Below are 17,185 nucleotides of genomic sequence, written 5' to 3'. Positions count from 1 at the left end.
GCTCGTCATGCCGACGACGGTGTCCGTGGTCGCGTAGCGTGACCAGCGGTGACGCAACGACGCGATCCGCTGTACGCGCGGTGGCGGCACGAGTACGAGACTCGCGGCGTGACGGGGCCGCCGGGGCGGCGTTGGGCCAGGGAGGCGGTAGCGATGACCGAGGGTACGGACGAGAGGGCCGGGGCCGTGGTGGCGTTCTCAACGGTCTGCTGCAGACCGAGGAGTACACGAGGGCGGTACTCGACATGCGGCGCCCGGTCCTGGACCAGGAGACCGTCGAGCAGCGGGTGGCGGCCCGGTTGGTCCGGCAGGACATCTTCAGCCGCTGGCCCGCGCCGCTACTGAGCTTCGTACTCGAAGAAGCGGCACTGCGGCACCCTTGGGGCGGCAAGGCCGTGCATCGAGGCCAGTTGGAACATCTGGTCCTGATCGGCGGGAAGCAGAACGTCGAGCTGCAAGTCATGCCAACGGATCGCGAGCACAACGCTGGCGTAGACGGCGCATTCACTGTGATCACACGCAAGGACGGAATGAGGTTCGTCTACACCGAAGTTCAAGGAACCAGCGCCCTTCAAACCAAGCCGGAGCAGACGACTCTCGCCGCGGCCCGCTATGGGATCGCTATGAACAGCTCTGAGTCCTCAGCCGTAGCCTCCGACCTCGCTTGGTTCAAGAGCAGCTACAGCGGAGCCGAGGGTGGCCAGTGCGTCGAGGTCGCGGCCGGCACGGGAGTCGTACACGTCCGGGACTCCAAGGCCGTGGCCGGACCCGTCATCCGGGTGTCACACGAAACGTGGGCGGGGTTCGTCAGGGAGGCCTGACGGTCGTACGTCAAGCGTGAGCCCGCCGAGCCGTGACCGGCCGGCGCCGCAGATCACAGCCCCGGCCGGCCCCTTCCGGGAGTTGGTCACCGCCCCATCTGATCCGAGACCGCGGCCGGCTCCGATGACGGCGAGTGGTCATGGTGTCTTCCCGGGATTGACCGTGGCGGTGGCGCACGCTCCCTGTTCACCCCTGCACCGGCATCCGGCCCGACGCGACCCGTACCGGCGTGCGCCCCGACGGGCCGGGCGGGCGATCCGCCTCACTCTGCTCCGCGCCGCCGGCATGGGTCACCGCGACCGCGCCCACCGTCGGCCCACGCCGCGCCTCCGATGTGGGCACATGGCCGCGATCACCGCCTGGCGTGGGCACACGGCCGCCTCCCGGCCGCCGGGCACCCGGCACCTGGCACCCGGGAACGCCCAGGCGCCCGCCCCGGGAATCCCGGGGCGGGCGCCTGGACCGGACGGGTCAGCCCTTGGCCAGGGTGATGTCCTTGCGCTGTTCCGCGTGGAAGGCGGGCAGCGGCAGGCCGCCCTGCGGGCGCAGCTCCATGAGCGTGGCGTCGACATGGGCGGGGCCCGCGTCGAGCACCCGGTTCCTGGGCTTGCCAGTGTTCTCCCAGCGGTGCTCCTTGCCGTCGCACACGGCACGGCTGCCGCCGATGCCGTACCGGACCCAGGGGTCGGTCTGGGCGATCGAGGAGCTGACGAAGACCGGGCCGGTGCTGTCGGCGCAGCGGTAGGTGCCGGTGAGGGTGATCGTGCCGTCGGGGGCGATGCGGCCCTTGGGGTCGACGGTGATCGACTCGCTGGGTTCGGCGGCCGCCGCCGTCGAGGGGGTGGCGGCGAACAGGGCCAGCGCGGCGGTGACGGCCGCGCCGAGGGCGGGGCGCATGGGCATGGAAGGACCTCCTGAGGTGGGGCTTCCACTGGTACCGGGCGCTCGGCTCCGGGGGCGTGACCGTCACTCCTTCGGTGGCGAGTCCGCCCGGCCGTACGGGAGGCGTCCGGGTGTTGTCCCCGTCTTGTCACGCTTCTCGGCGGTCCGTTCCCGCACGTTCACTGCGGGAGGATGGTGTGAGGTGTACGGATGGTCCTTCGACCGCTGAGGTGCGCCATGTGTTCCCACCAGCCTTCGTGCTCCCGGCCCGACGCCCGCGCCCCGCACGTCGTCGCCGCCCACCCCGAGCAGGGGTGGAGCCTGCTGTGCAGCGGCGCGATCGTCTTCGACGACACCGGTGCGCTGCTGCCCGACGGCCGGGTGGTCGCGCCCTGGCGTCAGGGCAGCACCGCGAACCCGTCGAGTTCCACCGTCGCCGCCTCGTCCCACAGCCTGACGACCTCGACGACGGCCATCGCCGGATAGTGCCGTCCGGCCAGGCTCCGCCAGATCCGGCCGAGTTCCGGGGCGTGTGCGCGGTAGGCGGCGACGTCCGTGGCGTAGACGGTGACGCGGGCGAGAGCGGCCGGGGTGCCGCCGGCGGCGCGCAGGGCGGTCAGCAGGTTGCCGAGCGCCCGCTCGAACTGTTCGGGCAGCGTGTCGCCGACCACCTTGCCGTCGGTGTCGAGCGCGGTCTGGCCGGCCAGGAAGACCAGACGGGAGCCGGTGGCGACGACGGCGTGCGAGAAGCCGGTGGCCGGGGAGAGCTCGGGCGGGTCGATGCGCTCGGTGGTCACGGTCGGGCCTCCACGGTGGCGTACAGCTCCTTGGCGATGATGCCGCGCTGAACCTCGCTGGCCCCTTCGTAGACGCGCGGGGCACGCACCTCGCGGTAGAGGTGTTCGAGCAGATGGCCGCGGTGCAGCGCACGCGCGCCGTGCAGCTGGACCGCCGCGTCGACGACGTACTGCGCGGTCTCGGTGGCGAGCAGCTTCGCCATCGCGGCCCGCTGCGGCACACCGTCCGCTCCGTCGTCGTGGGCCGTCGCCGCCGCGTACACCATCAGCCGGGCCGCCTCCGTGCGCACGGCCATCTCGGCGACCTGGTGGGCGACGGTCTGAAGGTCCTTCAGCTTGCCGCCGAAGGCCTCACGTCCGGCGGTGTGCGCGAGGCTCGCGTCCAGGGCGGCCTGGGCCATCCCGACGGCGAAGGCGCCGACGCTTGGCCGGAACAGGTTCAGTGTGCCCATGGCGACGCGGAAGCCCCGGTCGGTCTCGCCGAGCACGTCGTCGGCGGTGACGGGCACGGCGTCGAAGTGGAGGGCGCCGATCGGATGCGGGGAGAGCATGTCGAGCCCGGTGCCGGTGAGGCCGGGCCGGTCGGCCGGCACCAGGAAGGCGGTGACGCCACGCGCGCCCGCGTCCGGGGTCGTCCGCGCGAAGACGGTGTAGAAGTCGGCCTCGGGCGCGTTGGAGATCCAGCACTTCTCGCCGGTGAGCCGCCAGCGGCGGGGGCCGTCGGCCCGGGCGGCCGTCGCGTTCCCTGCGCCGCCGTCCGGGTCGGCCCGCAGGGCGAGCGCCGCCGCGTCCGAGCCCGCGCCCGGCTCGCTGAGGGCGAAGGCCGCGACCACGCTGCCGTCGCGCACCCCCGGCAGCCAGCGGTCGCGCTGCGCCGGTGTGCCGTGGGCGTGGACGGGGTGGGCGCCCAGGCCCTGGAGGGCGAGGGCGGTCTCGGCCTCGGTGCAGGCGTAGGCGAGGGACTCGCGCATCAGGCAGAGGTCGAGCGCGCCGGAGGTGAACAGCCGGTCCGTCAGGCCGAGTCGGCCCAGTTCGGTGACGAGGGGGCGGTTGACGTGGCCGGGTTCGCCCTTCTCGGCGAGCGGGCGCAGCCGTTGCGCGGCGAGGGCGCGCAGCTCGGCGCACCACGCCACCTGGTCCGGTTCGAGTGAGAATGCGGGCACTGCCGGTCCTCCCTCCGGAGCGGTCTCACCCGACGGTATCGCGCCCCGTTGACTGCCGTCACCAACACGATACGCTCCTCGTGCGAGCCCACCACGACGCCGACCAGGCAAGGGGGCGAACCGCCATGGACGACCGTCCGACCCGCTCCGGCCACGTCGACACCTTCGCGCGCGACCATCTCCCGCCGCGCGAGCAGTGGCCCGAACTCCGCTTCGACCTGCCGGAGCTGCACTACCCCGAACGGCTGAACTGCGCCGCCGACCTCCTGGACGGCCCGCCCGGCGACCGCCCCGCGTTCCACACCCCGCAGGGACCCTCCTGGACCTACGGCGACCTGCGCGCCCGCGTCGACCGGCTCGCGCACGTCCTCACCACCGGCCTCGGGATCGTCCCCGGCAACCGTGTCCTGCTGCGCGGCCCGACCACACCGTGGCTGGCGGCCTGCTGGCTGGCGGTGCTGAAGGCGGGCGCGGTCGCCGTGACCGTACTGGCCCAGCAGCGCCCGCACGAGCTGAGCACGATCTGCGAGATCGCCCGCGTCCGGCACGCGCTGTGCGACGTCCGGGCCGTCGACGACCTCGCCAAGGCGGAGATACCGGGTCTGCGGATCACGACGTACGGCGGTGACGCGCCCGACGACCTCCTCCGCCTCCCCGCGCCCGCCACCCCGTACCCGGCGGTGGACACCGCCGCGGACGACGTGGCGCTGATCGCGTTCACCTCCGGCACCACCGGACGGCCCAAGGGGTGCATGCACTTCCACCGGGATGTGCTGGCGATCGCGGACACCTTCTCCAAACACGTGCTGCGCCCACGCGGCGACGACGTCTTCGCGGGCAGCCCACCCCTCGGCTTCACCTTCGGCCTCGGCGGTCTGGTCGTCTTCCCGCTGCGGGCGGGCGCCGGCGCGCTGCTGCTCGAACAGGCGGGCCCGAAGCAGTTGCTGCCCGCGATCGCCCAGCACCGGGTGTCGGTGCTGTTCACCGCGCCGACCGCGTACCGTGCGATGCTCGGCGAGCTCGACGGCCACGATCTGACCTCGCTGCGCCGCTGCGTCTCGGCCGGCGAGAACCTGCCCGCGGCCACCTGGCGGGCCTGGCACGAGCGCACCGGGCTGCGTGTCATCAACGGCATCGGCGCCACCGAGCTGCTGCACATCTTCATCTCGGCGGCCGACGAGCACATCAGACCCGGGTCGACCGGTGTGCCCGTGCCCGGCTGGCAGGCGCGCGTGGTCGACGCCGAGGGGCGCGAACTGCCCGACGGCGAGCCCGGCCTGCTGGCGGTGCGCGGCCCGGTCGGCTGCCGCTACCTCGCCGACCCGCGCCAGCGGGACTACGTGCGCGGCGGCTGGAACATCACCGGCGACACCTATGTCCGCGAGCCCGGCGGCTACTTCCGGTACGTCGCCCGCGCCGACGACATGATCATCTCGGCCGGCTACAACATCGCCGGGCCCGAGGTCGAGGACGCGCTGCTGCGGCATCCCGACGTGGTGGAGGCGGCGGTCGTCGGCCGCCCCGACGAGGCACGCGGCATGGCGGTCGTGGCGTACGCCGTCCTCAAGGAGGGCGCGGAACGGGACGCCGACGCGCTGCGCGCCTTCGTCAAGTCCGAACTGGCGCCCTACAAATGCCCCCGGGAGATCGTCTTCCTGGACGCCCTCCCGCGCACGGCGACCGGGAAGCTCCAGAGGTTCCGTCTGCGCACCACGGGCGACCGGCAGTGATCCGCACGACCTAAGATGATCAACGTGTCCGACCAGCACGCTCCCCGCTCCCTCATCGTCACGCTCTACGGCGCATACGGCCGCTTCATGCCCGGCCCGGTACCCGTGGCCGAGCTGATCCGGCTGCTGGCCGCGGTCGGCGTGGACGCGCCTTCGGTGCGCTCGTCGGTGTCCCGCCTCAAACGCCGCGGCCTGCTGGTCCCGGCCCGCACCGAGCAGGGCGCGGCGGGTTACGAACTCTCGCCCGATGCCCGGCAGTTGCTGGAGGACGGCGACCGGCGCATCTACGCCACCGCGCCGCCCGAGGACGAGGGCTGGGTGCTCGCGGTGTTCTCCGTGCCCGAGTCGGAGCGGCAGAAGCGGCACGTGCTGCGCTCCCGGCTGGCCGGGCTCGGCTTCGGCACCGCCGCGCCCGGTGTGTGGATCGCCCCGGCCCGGCTCCACGAGGAGACCCGGCACACCCTGCGACGGCTGCGACTCGACCCGTACGTCGATCTCTTCCGTGGCCGCCACCTCGGCTTCACGCCGACCGTCGAGGCGGTCGCCCGCTGGTGGGACCTGGCGGCGATCGCCAAGGAGCACGAGGCCTTCCTCGAGGGGCACGCGGGCGTACTGCGCGCCTGGGAGCGGCGCGCGGACACCCCGCCCGAGGAGGCCTACCGGGACTACCTGCTCGCGCTGGACACCTGGCGCCATCTGCCCTACACCGATCCCGGACTGCCGGCCGCGCTGCTGCCCGCGAACTGGCCGGGCGCGCGGTCGGCGGCGGTGTTCCGGGGGCTGCACGAGCGGCTGCGGGACGCGGGGGCGCTCTTCGCGGGCCTGTGACCCGGCGGGGAGCACTCCCCCTCACCGGCCCGGCCGGCGGGAGCACCGCACGGCCGGGCCGGTGGCATTCAACCACCCAGCGCCAAGCGGGGTTTGGGGGCGTCGGTGCGTCCGGTGCGCGGTGGGCGGCTGCCCGCACGGTACGGGGCCGGCCAGGCGACGCCCGGACCGTCGTACCCCTGCTCGGCGGCCGCGTGCAGCGTCCAGTGCGGGTCGTACAGGTGCGGGCGGGCCAGCGCGCACAGGTCCGTACGGCCCGCCAGGATCAGGGAGTTGACGTCGTCCCAGGAGGAGATCGCGCCGACCGCGATCACCGGGACCCCTGCCTCGTGCCGGATCCGGTCGGCGTACGGCGTCTGGTACGACCGCCCGAACTCCGGCCGCTCCTCGGCCACCACCTGCCCGGTCGACACGTCGATCGCGTCGGCCCCGTGCGCGGCGAAGGCGCGGGCGATCGCGACGGCCTCCTCGGGCGTGGTGCCGCCCTCGGCCCAGTCGGTGGCGGAGATCCGCACGGTCATCGGCTTCTCCTCCGGCCACACGGCCCGTACGGCGTCGAACACCTCCAGTGGGAAGCGGAGCCGCTGCGCGAGCGAGCCACCGTAGGCGTCGGTGCGGCGGTTGGTGAGCGGGGAGAGGAAGCCGGAGAGCAGATAGCCGTGCGCGCAGTGCAGTTCGAGCAGGTCGAAACCGGCCCGCGCGGCCCGCCAGGCGGCGGCGGTGAACTGTTCCCTTATGTCGGTGAGCTGCGCACGGGACAGCTCACGCGGGGTCTGGCTGCCGGGCTTGTACGGCAGCGGGGAGGCGGCCACGAGCGGCCAGTTGCCGTCGGGCAGCGGCTCGTCCATGCCCTCCCACATCAGCCGGGTCGAACCCTTGCGCCCGCTGTGGCCGAGTTGCACGCCGATCCCGGTGCCGGGTGCCTGCCTGTGCACGAAGTCGGTGATCCGCCGCCATGCCTCGGCCTGCTTGCCGGTGTACAGCCCGGCGCAGCCGGGGGTGATCCGGCCCTCGGGGCTCACGCACACCATCTCGGTCATCAGCAGCCCGGCACCGCCGAGCGCGCGGGCGCCGAGGTGGACGAGGTGGAAGTCGCCGGGGACACCCTCGACCGCCGAGTACATGTCCATCGGCGAGACCACCACCCGGTTGCGCAGGGTCAGTCCGCGCAGCCGGAAGGGGGTGAACATCGGGGGCGTGCCGGGCGGGCAGCCGAACTCGCGCTCCACGGCCTCGGTGAAGTGCGCGTCACGCATCCGGAGGTTGTCGTGGGTGACCCGGCGGCTGCGGGTGAGCAGGTTGAAGGCGAACTGGCGGGGCCGCTGGTCCAGATGGACGGCGAGGTTCTCGAACCACTCCAGGCTGGCCCTGGCGGCTCGCTGGGTGGAGGCGACGACGGGCCTGCGCTCCTCCTCGTACGCGGCCAGGGCCTCGTCGAGGGTGGGCCGTTCCTCCAGGCAGGCCGCGAGGGCGAGCGCGTCCTCGACGGCGAGCTTGGTGCCGGAGCCGATGGAGAAGTGGGCGGTGTGCGCGGCGTCGCCGAGCAGGACGACGTTGCCGTGGGACCAGTGGTCGTTGACGACCGTGCGGAAGGTGGTCCAGGTGGACTTGTTGGACTTCAGCGGGCGGCCGCCGAGCGCGTCCGCGAAGATCTTGGCGCAGCGCTCGACCGACTCCGGCTCGCCCAGTTCGTCGAAGCCCGCCGCCTGCCAGACCTCCTCGCGCATCTCGACGATCACGGTCGACGCGCCGGGTGCGTAGGGGTAGCCGTGCAGCTGCATCACGCCGTGCTCGGTCTCGGCGATCTCGAAGCGGAACGCCTCGAAGGCGAAGTCGGCGGCGAGCCAGATGTACCGGCAGCGGTGCGCGGTGATGTGCGGCCGGAACACGTCGGCGTACGCCTCACGGATCGCGCTGTGCACCCCGTCGGCGGCGACGACGAGGTCGTAGCCGGCCGAGAGCGCGGCCGGGGGCGGCGCCTCGGTGCGCAAGCGGAGGTCGACGCCGAGCCCGCGGCAGCGGTCGTGCAGGATCTCCAGCAGGTGTCGGCGGCCGAGGGCGGCGAAGCCGTGCCCGCCGGAGGTGTGCCGTTCGCCGCGGTGGACGATGTCGATGTCGTCCCAGCGGACGAAGTGCTGTCGCAGCGCCTCGTGGACGACGGGGTCGGCGTGCTCGATGCCGCCGAGCGTTTCGTCGGAGAGGACGACTCCGAAGCCGAAGGTGTCCTCGGGGGCGTTGCGTTCCCAGAGGGTGATGCGGCGTCGCGGGTCGAGGCGTTTCAGCAGGGCTGCGGCGTAGAGGCCGCCGGGGCCTCCCCCGGTGACCGCGATACGGAGCGGATTGGCCGGCATCCCTATCGCCCCTGCCACTTGGGGGGCCGCTTTTCCTTGAACGCCTTGTGGAACTCGGCGTAGTCCTCGCCGTTCATGAGCAGGGCCTGCGTCGAGGCGTCCAGTTCGACCGAGGCCGCCAGCGGCATGTCCAGCTCGGCCGTCAGCAGGGCCTTGGTCTGGGCGTACGCCAGTGCGGGGCCGTCGGCCAGCCGGCGGGCCAGTCGGTGGGCGGCCTCGTCGGCCCGGCCCTCGTCGGTGAGCTCGCTGATCAGTCCGATCCGTTCGGCCTCGGGCGCCCGGACCGGCTCGCCCAGCATCAGCAGGCGCGTCGCGTGACCGAGGCCGACGACCCGGGGCAGCAGGTAGGCCGCACCCATGTCACCGCCGGACAGGCCGACCCGGGTGAACAGGAACACGAAGCGGGAGGTGGGGTCCGCGACGCGGAAGTCCGCCGCCAGCGCGAGCACCGCCCCGGCGCCCGCCGCCACGCCGTGCACCGCCGCGACCACCGGGAACGGGCACTCCCGTACCGCCCGCACCACCTGCCCGGTCATCCGGTTGAAGTCCAGGAGCTGGGCGGTGTCCATGGAGAGCGTGGCGCCGATGATCTCGTCGACGTCCCCGCCCGAGCAGAAGCCGCGCCCCTCGCCGGCCAGGACCAGGGCGCGCACGGACCGTTCCCGGGACAGCTCGGCGAGCAGGTCCCGCAGGTCGGCGTAGGCGCCGAAGGTGAGGGCGTTGAGCTTGTCGGGGCGGGCCAGGGTGACCGTCGCCACACCGTCGGCGCGGTCCACGCGCAGATGGTGCCAGGGCGAGGTGGGGGCGGCGGAGCCGGTGAAGGGACTCATGGGGTGCGGCCTCCTTGGGCGGGCACTGCCTCACTGACCTCTACCCCCCGAAGTTATCACTTATCTGTGACTGTCGTCATGAGTGCGCGATAAGAGACGGGCCCGGGTGTTGACCTGGTCACAGTGGCCGTGGCGGGTCACGGACGTCACCGGACATCAATGACGCGGTAACAGTGGGAGCATCCGTGCGAACCCGTCCGTTCACCGGGGTAGGTCTCACTCACCGGGTCCGAGGACCCGGGCGGTGCCCGTCGTGAGACTCCGCCGAGGGGCGCCGTACCATCTCTGAGGTTGAAGGCAGGACAGCCTGAAGATCTCGGCATTCAGGACATGCCTGCACCATGAACGGACTGGCCTTGCACGAACGTCACTCAGCCCCCGCCTCCTGGCGCATCGCGCTGCCGCATTCCGCGGCAGCCGTGCCGGTGGCCCGCGCGCTGGTCCGTACGGCGCTCGCGGAGCTTCAGCACGGCGCCGACAGCGACACCGCCGAACTGCTCACCGCCGAGCTGGTCGCCAACGCCGTGGAGCACACCGTGGGCGACGCCCCGATAGAGCTGGTCGTGGAGCTGCTGCCGACCGGCTGCAAGGTCGAGGTGCACGACCCCGACCCCGCGCCGCCCGGCAATCTCACGCGGCCCGCCGACCGCGAGCCCGACCCGTGGCAGGAACACGGGCGGGGCCTGCTGCTGATCCGCACGCTGAGCGCGTCCTGCGGTCACCGCCCCACCGAGTCCGGCAAGGCGGTGTGGTTCAGACTCCCTGTCGTACCGCGTCAGCGCCGGCCTCGGTGCCGGCCGCGTCCGGCGTCGTGACCTGGGCCATCCGGGAGTTTCGGCGCCCGTAGCCGAGGTACACCAGGAGCCCCACGGCCACGAACACCGCGAACTGCACCCAGGTCGTCCAGCCCGTCTCGTACATCAGGTACAGGCAGAAGCCGACGCCCAGCAGCGGGACCACGGGGTACAGCGGCACCCGGAAGGTGCGGGGCATGCGGGTGGTGCTCGTTTCTGGGGGGGGACGGGGTGCGCCCGGATGGGGCGCGGGGCGGCCGCGGAAAGGGTGGCTCCGGGCCGCCGGCCAGCATAAGGCCTGATCAGGCAAGGTCAGGACACGTGCCGCTCAGGCCAGGGTGGCGACCAGCACCGCCTTGATGGTGTGCAGCCGGTTCTCGGCCTGGTCGAAGACGACCGAGTGGGCGGACTCGAAGACCTCGTCCGTGACCTCCAGGGAGTCCAGCCCGTGCCTCTCGTGGATCTCGCGGCCGACCTCGGTACCGAGGTCGTGGAAGGCGGGCAGACAGTGCAGGAACTTCACGTCCGGCTCGCCGGTGGCGCGCAGCACGTCCATGGTCACGGCGTACGGGGCGAGCGCGGTGATGCGCTCGTCCCACACCTCCTTGGGCTCGCCCATGGAGACCCAGACGTCGGTGGCGACGAAGTGGGCGCCGCGGACGCCCTCGGCCACGTCCTCGGTGAGGGTGATCCGCGCGCCGCTGGTGCCGGCGAGGGCGCGGGCGCGGTCCACGACCTCCTGGGCGGGCCAGTAGGACCTGGGTGCGACGATCCGGACGTCCATGCCGAGCAGGGCGCCGGTGACCAGGTAGGAGTTGCCCATGTTGAAGCGGGCGTCGCCGAGGTAGGCGAACGCGGTCGCCGTCAGCGGCCCCGGGCCGTGCTCGGACATGGTGAGGACGTCGGCGAGCATCTGGGTGGGGTGCCAGTCGTCGGTGAGGCCGTTGAAGACGGGGACACCGGCGAAGGCCGCCAGCTCCTCGACCTTCGCCTGGCTGTCCCCCCGGTACTCGATGCCGTCGAACATCCGGCCGAGCACGCGCGCGGTGTCCCTGACCGACTCCTTGTGCCCCATCTGCGAACCTGTGGGGTCGAGGTACGTCGTCGAGGCGCCCTGGTCCGCCGCGGCCACCTCGAACGCGCAGCGGGTGCGCGTCGAGGTCTTCTCGAAGATCAGCGCGATGTTGCGGCCCCGCAGATACCGGGTCTCGGTCCCCGCCTTCTTCGCGGCCTTCAGCTCGGCGGCCAGCTCGATCAGGCCGAGGAACTCCCGCTCGGTGAAGTCGAGCTCCTTGAGGAAGTGGCGGCCAGCGAGAGCGGTCGGGACTGTCGCCATGGGGGCGCTCCAGACGTACGGGGACAGGACCAGGGCGCTGAAAGTCTATACGAAGTTCAGAATTTCTATACGGAGTCCCGCTGGACGGGACAGCTCATGCAGCGCGGGCCCCCTCGTCCCCGCCCCAGCTCACTTCCCGGGATCTCGATCACCTCGACGCCCTGTTTGCGCAAGTGCGTGTTGGTGGTGGAGTTCCGCTCGTAGGCGACTACCACACCCGGTTCGACGGCGAGCACGTTGCAGCCGTCGTCCCACTGCTCACGCTCGGCCGCGTGCACGTCCTGGGTGGCGGTGAGGACCCGGATCTCGCTCAGCCCGAGGGCGGCGGCGATCGCGCGGTGCATGTGCTCCGGCGGGTGGTCGGTGACCTTCAGCTCCTTCTCGCCCACCCCCGGCTCAATGGTGTACGAGCGGAGCATGCCGAGCCCGGCGTACTGGGTGAACACATCGCCGTCGACCATGGTCATCACGGTGTCGAGGTGCATCAGGGCCCGCCGCTTGGGCATGTCGAGGGCCACGATCGTCTCGGCGGAGCCCGCGGCGAACAGCTTGTGCGCCAGCATCTCGACGGCCTGCGGGGTGGTCCGCTCGCTCATCCCGATGAGCACGGCGCCGTTGCCGATCACGAGTACGTCCCCGCCCTCGATGGTCGACGGGTAGTCCGCCTGCCCCTCGGACCAGAGGTGGAACCCTTCGTCACGGAACAGCGGGTGATGCCGGTAGATCGCCTCGAAGTGGACGGTCTCGCGCTGCCGGGCCGGCCAGCGCATGGCGTTGATGGAGACACCGTCGTAGATCCAGGCGGAGGTGTCGCGGGTGAAGAGGTGGTTCGGCAGCGGCTGGAGCAGGAACTCGTCGAGGTCCATGACATGGAAGCGCACCGAGGTCGGCTCCGCGTGCGCGTCCAGGAACTCCCGCTTGGTCATCCCTCCGACCAGCGCCTCGGCCAGCTCCCGGGTGGGCAGGGCCTCGAAGGCGGCCCGGAGGTGGTCGGTGGCCAGCGGGCCGTACTCCTTCTCGTCGAAGACCCGGTCCAGGACGAGCGTGCGGGCCGCCGGGATCTCCAGGGCCTCGACGAGCAGCTCGCCGAACAGGTGGACGGTGACACCGCGGTCGCGCAGCACGTCGGCGAACCCGTCGTGCTCGGCACGCGCGCGGCGCACCCAGAGGACGTCGTCGAAGAGGAGGGCGTCCTTGTTGCTGGGGGTGAGCCTTTTGAGCTCCAGATCCGGCCGGTGCAGGATGACGCGGCGCAGCCGCCCGGCCTCGGAGTCGACGTGGAATCCCATGCCTCCATCCTGACCATTCGCGCGCCTGTTCACCCCCTGTTTCGGAAGGCCGCCCCACGGCGGCGGGCCGGACCGCGTTCAGGACACGGTCCGGCCCACGGCCGCGGGCGGCTACAGCCGCGGGTCCACCGGCTCCGACTCCAGTGCCAGCACCCCGAACACCGCCTCGTGCACCCGCCACAGCGGCTCGCCCTCGGCCAGCCGGTCCAGGGCCTCCAGGCCGAGCGCGTACTCGCGCAGCGCCAGCGACCGCTTGTGGTTCAGCAACCGCGAGCGCAGACGGGCCAGATTGTCCGGACGGGTGTACTCGGGGCCGTAGATGATCCGCAGGTACTCACGGCCCCGGCACTTGATGCCGGGCTGCACCATGCGCCCCCGCTCGTCGCGCACCACCGCCCCGACGGGCTTGACCACCATGCCCTCGCCGCCCCGGCCGGTCATCTCCAGCCACCAGTCGACGCCCGCCCGGACCGACTCGGGGTCGCCGGTGTCGACGTACAGCCGCCGGGTGGTCCGCAGGAGGCCGGTGCCGTCATGCTCGACGAGGCGGTCCAGCAGGGCGAGTTGCTCGTCGTGCGGCAGGGCGGCGAGGCTGCGGCCCTGCACGGCCAGCATCTGGAAGGGGGCGAGGCGTACGCCGTCCAGGCCTTCGGTGGGCCAGCAGTAGCGCCGGTACGCCTCCGTGAACGCCGCCGCGTCCGCGGCCCGTTCCCGCTGGCGGTCCAGCAGGCCGCCGACGTCGACGCCACGAGCCGCGGCGCCCTCCAGGGCGGCCACCGCACCCGGGAACACCGCCCGGGAGGCGGCGCCGACCGCCGCGTACTGACTGCGCAGCAGCCCGGACGCCTTCAGCGACCACGGCATCAGCTCCGCGTCGAGCAGCAGCCACCGCGTGTCCAGTTCCGTGAACAGGCCGGCCGACTCGGCCGCCGTCCTCAGCCGTCCGAGGATCTCCTCGGTGACCGACCCGTCGTCGAAGAACGGGCGGCCGGTCCGGGTGTAGAGCGCGCCCGTGGGCCCGTCCACGCCGAACCGCTGCCGCGCCGCCTCCGCGTCCCGGCACACCAGCGCCACCGCCCGCGAACCCATGTGCTTCTCCTCGCACACGACCCGCGCGACCCCGTCCTGCCGGTACTGCCCGAAGGCCTCCTCCGGGTGCTCCAGATACCCCTCGACACGGGAGGTGGCCGTCGGGGCCATCGTCGGCGGGAGGTACGGCAGCAGCCGCGGGTCGACCGCGAAGCGGCTCATGACCTCGAGGGCCGCCGCCGCGTTCTCCTCCCGCACGGAGATCCGCCCGGCGTACCGGGTCTCCACGACCCGCCGGCCCCGCACGTCCGCCAGATCCAGCGGACGCCCGTCCTGCCCGCCCGGCGCCTCGCTCCGCAGCGGCTTCACCGGCTCGTACCAGACACGCTCCGCCGGTACGTCGACCAGCTCCCGCTCCGGCCAGCGCAGCGCGGTGAGCCTGCCGCCGAAGACGGCACCGGTGTCCAGGCAGATCGTGTTGTTCAGCCAGGTGGCCTCCGGGACCGGGGTGTGGCCGTACACCACGGCCGCCCGGCCCCGGTAGTCCTCCGCCCACGGGTAGCGCACCGGCAGTCCGAACTCGTCGGTCTCGCCGGTGGTGTCGCCGTACAGGGCGTGGCTGCGGACCCGGCCGGAGGTGCGGCCGTGGTACTTCTCCGGCAGCCCCGCGTGGCAGACCACCAGCCGGCCGCCGTCGAGGACGTAGTGGCTGACCAGCCCGTCGATGAACTCCCGGACCTCCCGCTTGAACTCCTCGCTCTCGCCCTCCATCTGCGCGACGGTCTCGGCGAGCCCGTGCGTCCGGCGGACGTTGCGGCCGCGCAGGTGGCGCCCGTACTTGTTCTCGTGGTTGCCGGGCACGCAGAGCGCGTTGCCGGACTTCACCATCGACATCACGCGGCGCAGCACACCCGGGCTGTCCGGGCCGCGGTCGACGAGGTCGCCGACGAAGACCGCGGTACGGCCCTCGGGGTGCACTCCGTCGGCGTATCCCAACTTGCCGAGCAGCGACTCCAGTTCCGCCGAGCAGCCGTGGATGTCGCCGATGATGTCGAACGGACCGGTGAGGTGGGTGAGGTCGTTGAAGCGCTTCTCGGTGACGACGGTGGCGTTCTCGGCCTCCGCCACTCCGCGCAGGACGTGCACCTTGCGGAAGCCCTCGCGCTCCAGGTGGCGCAGGGAACGGCGCAGTTCGCGGATGTGCCGCTGGATCACCCGGCGCGGCATGTCGGCGCGGTCGGTGCGGGCCGCGTTGCGTTCGGCGCACACCTCCTCGGGCACGTCGAGCACGATGGCGATGGGCAGCACGTCGTACTGCCGGGCCAGCTCGATCAGCTGCCGCCGGGCGTCCGGCTGCACGCTGGTCGCGTCGACGACCGTGCGCCGGCCGGCGGCCAGACGCTTGCCCGCGATGTAGTGCAGGACGTCGAAGGCGTCCCGGGTGGCGCTCTGGTCGTTCTCGTCGTCGGAGACCAGGCCACGGCAGAAGTCGGAGGAGATGACCTCGGTGGGTGCGAAGTGCCGGCGGGCGAAGGTGGACTTGCCGGAGCCGGAGGCACCGACGAGTACCACGAGGGACAGGTCGGTCACGGGCAGGGTACGCCCCGGGGTGTCGACGGTCATGCGGCCTTCTCCTCCTTCGCGGTGCCGGTCATGGTGAACACGGCCATCTGGGTGGGTGGCCCGACCTCGGGGTCCTCCGGTCCGACCGGCCGGAATCCGACCTCGTAGCCGTGCCGTTCGGCGACGGACCCGGCCCACCGGCGGAACTCGGCGCGCGTCCACTCGAAGCGGTGGTCGCCGTGCCGGACGTGCCCGGCCGGGAGGGTCTCCCAGCGGACGTTGTACTCGACGTTCGGGGTGGTCACGAGGACCGTGCGGGGGCGGGCGGCGCCGAACACCGCGTACTCCAGGGCGGGCAGCCGGGGCAGGTCGAGGTGCTCGATCACCTCGCTGAGCACGGCGGCGTCATAGCCTCCCAGCCGCTTGTCCGTGTAGGCGAGCGAGCCCTGGAACAGCTTCACGCGTGCCGCCTGCCGCTCCCCCATGCGGTCGAGCTTCAGCCGCCGGGAGGCGATGGTGAGCGCGCGCATCGACACGTCGACGCCGACGATCTCCGTGAAGCGGACGTCCTTGAGCAGCGTCTGCACCAACTGGCCCTGCCCGCAGCCGAGGTCGAGGACCCGGGCGGCACCGGACTCGTGGAGCGCGGCCACGATCGCCTCCCGCCGCCGCACGGCGAGCGGCGCCGGCTTCCCGGCCTCCTCCGTCTCCGCCTCGACCGCGTTGTCGATGTCCTCGACCTCGCTGTCGTCGGTCTCGGCCAGCCGCACCAGTTCGAGGCGTTCCATGGCCTGGCGGGTGAGCGACCAGCGGCGCGAGAGGTACCGGCTGGTGATCAGCCTCTGCTCCGGGTGGCCGGGCAGCCAGCCCTCACCGGCCCGCAGCAGCTTGTCCACCTCGTCGGAGGAGACCCAGTAGTGCTTGGCGTCGTCCAGGACCGGGAGCAGGACGTACAGGTGGCGCAGGGCGGCGGCGAGGGTCAGCGTCTCGGACTCCAGCACCAGACGCACGTAGCGCGAGTCCCCCCACTGCGGGAACTCGGTGTCCAGCGGGACCGGTTCGGCCGTCACCGTCCACCCGAGCGGCTCGAAGAGCGCGCGTACGAGGGCGGGTCCGCCGCGGGCCGGCAGCGCGGGTATCTCGACGCGCAGCGGCAGCGGCGCGGTGGCGCGTTCGGGGCGGGCGTCGCACACCCCGCGCATCGCGCTGGAGAAGACGGCGCTGAGCGCCACGGCGAGCAGTGAGGAGGCCGCGTACGGGCGGTCGTTGACGTACCGCGCGAGGGCCGCGTCGGGCGCGCCGCCCCGGCCCTTGCCCTTGCCGCGCCGGACCAGTGCCACCGCGTCCACCTCCAGCAGCAGCGCCGCCGTGCAGCGATCGGCGTCCGCCTCGGGGTAGAGGACATGTGCCGTGCCGTAGGAGGTGGAGAACGCCTGCGCCTTGCCGGGATGCTTGTGCAGCAGGAACCCGAGGTCGGTCGCGGGGCGTTCAGGGGTGCCGGTGGTACTGATCGTCAGGAACACGGTGGTTGCCTCGAAAGGGTCTGAAGTGCGGGTATGTCTGCCCGCGGGTCCCAGCCAACGTATCGGCAACAGGGCCGGGCCACCGGGGATTTTTTCCGCCCGGCCGGGGTGCGGCTGTGACCGGCCTGTGACCGGAGGAGTGGCCTCCGTCGCAGCTCTGCGCGACCGGCGCCGATCGACTCGGCGGATGCGGCACCTGCATCTCCCCGTCTGTACACGTGGGGGGCGCCGCATGTGTTCGGCCCTTG

General features: G+C 72.4%; 12 protein-coding genes and 4 pseudogenes. 6 read left to right on the top strand and 10 right to left on the bottom strand.

Features of this window, described 5'->3' with window-relative positions; translation table 11 throughout:
- Positions 1 to 194: 194 nt before the first annotated feature.
- Positions 195 to 659, top strand: a pseudogene (locus tag ACGF8A_RS11800) (DUF5753 domain-containing protein); the annotation flags it as partial.
- A gap of 12 nt (positions 660 to 671) precedes the next feature.
- A pseudogene (locus ACGF8A_RS11795) lies at positions 672 to 821 on the top strand (DUF397 domain-containing protein); the annotation flags it as partial.
- A gap of 472 nt (positions 822 to 1,293) precedes the next feature.
- Here the strand turns inward: ACGF8A_RS11795 and ACGF8A_RS11790 are convergent.
- On the bottom strand, positions 1,294 to 1,725 hold the full coding sequence (locus ACGF8A_RS11790; RefSeq protein ID WP_393106819.1) for a DUF6299 family protein: 432 nt from the start codon (positions 1,723 to 1,725) through the stop codon (positions 1,294 to 1,296).
- Positions 1,726 to 1,941: 216 nt separating this feature from the next.
- On the opposite strand from ACGF8A_RS11790, the pseudogene ACGF8A_RS11785 reads away from it, so the two are divergent.
- Positions 1,942 to 2,103, top strand: a pseudogene (locus ACGF8A_RS11785) (DUF5999 family protein); the annotation flags it as partial.
- On the opposite strand, the gene ACGF8A_RS11780 reads toward ACGF8A_RS11785, so the two are convergent.
- Together ACGF8A_RS11780 and ACGF8A_RS11775 are read right to left on the bottom strand one after the other, a co-directional pair.
- A complete protein-coding gene (locus ACGF8A_RS11780) occupies positions 2,103 to 2,501 on the bottom strand; it encodes a RidA family protein (RefSeq protein WP_393106817.1) in 399 nt (132 codons plus the stop codon). The pseudogene ACGF8A_RS11785 and the gene ACGF8A_RS11780 sit on opposite strands and share 1 nt — an antisense overlap.
- Positions 2,498 to 3,664 (bottom strand): acyl-CoA dehydrogenase family protein, encoded by a 1,167-nt coding sequence (locus tag ACGF8A_RS11775; protein ID WP_393106815.1) that lies wholly within the window; start codon positions 3,662 to 3,664, stop codon positions 2,498 to 2,500. The genes ACGF8A_RS11780 and ACGF8A_RS11775 overlap by 4 nt, the downstream gene beginning before the upstream one ends.
- Positions 3,665 to 3,789: 125 nt before the next feature.
- Here ACGF8A_RS11775 and ACGF8A_RS11770 point away from each other — a divergent pair, with 125 nt between their 5' ends.
- Together ACGF8A_RS11770 and ACGF8A_RS11765 are read left to right on the top strand one after the other, a co-directional pair.
- Positions 3,790 to 5,394, top strand: coding sequence for an AMP-binding protein (locus ACGF8A_RS11770; protein ID WP_393106813.1), 1,605 nt, complete (start codon positions 3,790 to 3,792; stop codon positions 5,392 to 5,394).
- A gap of 15 nt (positions 5,395 to 5,409) precedes the next feature.
- Entirely contained in the window at positions 5,410 to 6,222 is an 813-nt protein-coding gene (locus ACGF8A_RS11765) for a PaaX family transcriptional regulator C-terminal domain-containing protein (RefSeq protein ID WP_393106811.1), read from the top strand.
- A gap of 68 nt (positions 6,223 to 6,290) precedes the next feature.
- Here ACGF8A_RS11765 and ACGF8A_RS11760 read toward each other — a convergent pair whose 3' ends face one another.
- A complete protein-coding gene (locus tag ACGF8A_RS11760) occupies positions 6,291 to 8,573 on the bottom strand; it encodes a bifunctional salicylyl-CoA 5-hydroxylase/oxidoreductase (RefSeq protein WP_393106809.1) in 2,283 nt (760 codons plus the stop codon).
- A gap of 2 nt (positions 8,574 to 8,575) precedes the next feature.
- Positions 8,576 to 9,403 carry an enoyl-CoA hydratase family protein gene (locus ACGF8A_RS11755; protein ID WP_393106806.1) on the bottom strand — a complete coding sequence of 276 codons (828 nt, stop codon included), beginning with the start codon at positions 9,401 to 9,403 and terminating at the stop codon, positions 8,576 to 8,578.
- A 341-nt stretch (positions 9,404 to 9,744) separates the two neighbouring features.
- Between ACGF8A_RS11755 and ACGF8A_RS11750 the strand changes: the two genes are divergently transcribed.
- Positions 9,745 to 10,218 carry an ATP-binding protein gene (locus tag ACGF8A_RS11750; RefSeq protein WP_393106804.1) on the top strand — a complete coding sequence of 158 codons (474 nt, stop codon included), beginning with the start codon at positions 9,745 to 9,747 and terminating at the stop codon, positions 10,216 to 10,218.
- Here the strand turns inward: ACGF8A_RS11750 and ACGF8A_RS11745 are convergent.
- From ACGF8A_RS11745 to ACGF8A_RS11725, 5 genes and pseudogenes are all read right to left on the bottom strand, one after another.
- Positions 10,157 to 10,396 (bottom strand): annotated as a pseudogene (locus tag ACGF8A_RS11745) (amino acid permease C-terminal domain-containing protein); the annotation flags it as partial. The gene ACGF8A_RS11750 and the pseudogene ACGF8A_RS11745 overlap by 62 nt on opposite strands.
- Positions 10,397 to 10,525: 129 nt before the next feature.
- On the bottom strand, positions 10,526 to 11,533 hold the full coding sequence (argF, locus tag ACGF8A_RS11740) for an ornithine carbamoyltransferase (protein ID WP_393106802.1): 1,008 nt from the start codon (positions 11,531 to 11,533) through the stop codon (positions 10,526 to 10,528).
- Between the two features lie 65 nt (positions 11,534 to 11,598).
- The gene (locus ACGF8A_RS11735; protein WP_393106800.1) at positions 11,599 to 12,822 is read right to left on the bottom strand and encodes an arginine deiminase; all 1,224 of its coding nucleotides are present in this window, start codon (positions 12,820 to 12,822) and stop codon (positions 11,599 to 11,601) included.
- A 111-nt stretch (positions 12,823 to 12,933) separates the two neighbouring features.
- The gene (locus ACGF8A_RS11730) at positions 12,934 to 15,474 is read right to left on the bottom strand and encodes a polynucleotide kinase-phosphatase (RefSeq protein ID WP_393106798.1); all 2,541 of its coding nucleotides are present in this window, start codon (positions 15,472 to 15,474) and stop codon (positions 12,934 to 12,936) included.
- Positions 15,471 to 16,937: a 3' terminal RNA ribose 2'-O-methyltransferase Hen1 gene (locus tag ACGF8A_RS11725; RefSeq protein ID WP_393106796.1), complete on the bottom strand. Its 1,467-nt coding sequence runs from the start codon at positions 16,935 to 16,937 to the stop codon at positions 15,471 to 15,473. The genes ACGF8A_RS11730 and ACGF8A_RS11725 overlap by 4 nt, the downstream gene beginning before the upstream one ends.
- Positions 16,938 to 17,185 lie beyond the last annotated feature (248 nt).

It is taken from the genome of Streptomyces sp. NPDC047706, assembly GCF_043204795.1.
Taxonomy (GTDB): Bacteria; Actinomycetota; Actinomycetes; order Streptomycetales; family Streptomycetaceae; genus Streptomyces.
The sequence above is the reverse complement of the archived record's forward strand: the minus strand, read 5'-3'. Positions and strand labels throughout refer to the sequence as shown.